The sequence below is a fragment of the Vibrio sp. 1249-1 genome (genome assembly GCF_033340495.1).
Genome location: NZ_JAWOWJ010000092.1, coordinates 1 through 1,184, shown reverse-complemented (window position 1 = coordinate 1,184; position 1,184 = coordinate 1). Strand labels below are relative to the sequence as shown.

Sequence of the window (1,184 nt, the reverse complement as noted above, 5' to 3'; positions counted from 1 at the left end):
CCTAACCGGGGAATGGCTGCGAACACTTTGCGAGAGCAGCGCGACGGTGTTTGCGTCGGTGTCTTCACCTTGCAGCAGTTCGCCCGGTGATTTGCCAACCACTTCCTCTAACGAATATTCGGTTAACTGCTCAAACGCAGAGTTTACCCAAGCAATCGTGCCGTCAGGATGCGTAATGATGATGGTATCGCGAGCGTGTTCCGCCACCTCGGCAAGCTGAGATATTTTGGCGGATAACTGCTGCTGGGTTTGATGTTCTTGCTGAAGTTTGTTTTGCGCCAGCGCTAAAGAGCGCGACATTGGGTTAAACGCCTCTCCAACGCGCGTGACTTCATCATTGCCTGAAATAGAAATTTGCGAACCCGGCCCTTGCTGTGAAACCTTGATTACCCCAGTGCGGAGAAGATCCAGACGCTTCATCAAGTAGCTGCCTAGCGCAAATGAAAACAGCGCCACCAGCGACATTTCGACAAAGGCAATCACCAAACTCGCATGAGTCGCAAACGAAAGCATTTGATGAACATGCTCGACGTGAACACCCATTTCTACCACGCCAAAAGTCTGATCGCCTAAAGTGATTGCTTTCGCCACGTCATAAACACCGTCGCTTGCATCGAAAGGACGAACATTGGTGTCAACGCCTGTGTGATCACCTTGAAGCGTAAGTTCGATGCCATCTTGATTGACGATACGGATGTAAGCCAACTTGTGTTCACTTACGACAGAGCGTGCAAAGCTGTCTAAGTACGCTAGATCCGTTGCGATTACCGCGTCTCTCGAAGCTTGAGCAAACACACTCACCAAATTCTGGCTACCAACTTCGAGACTGGTCTCGTTCGAGCTTTTAAACCAGTTGAGGCCGCTGATGATAAGTACACCGAGCGCGAGTGCTTCGATGAGTGCAATGCCGATTATCGTTTTTGAACGCAGCGTCATAAAGCGCCCACTTATCTCGAAATGCCCAATTGGACGACGTCTTGCCAATCTTGGTCTTGCGCCAATTGCAATCCATCAATATTGAGTAAAGCGAAGCTCTCCTGTGCTTTGGGATCCTCATTGAGTTGTGAGATCGCCGCTCGCAATGCCAAAGCCATCTCTTCATCTACCTCATTCGAGACTGCAATAGCATGAGGGGTATAACCTGCGGTTGTATAAATCACGCTCAGTTGTTCTTTGGTTTCACT

Annotated in this window: 2 protein-coding genes; both read right to left on the bottom strand. The window is 49.6% G+C overall.

Annotated features, from left to right (window positions below; translation table 11 throughout):
• A partial coding sequence (locus R7Z50_RS24485; RefSeq protein ID WP_318149345.1) for a PAS domain-containing protein occupies positions 1 to 936 on the bottom strand: 936 nt, incomplete at its 3' end.
• 11 nt (positions 937 to 947) lie between these two features.
• The coding region (locus tag R7Z50_RS24480; protein ID WP_318149344.1) for a PhnD/SsuA/transferrin family substrate-binding protein at positions 948 to 1,184 on the bottom strand (237 nt) is incomplete at its 5' end.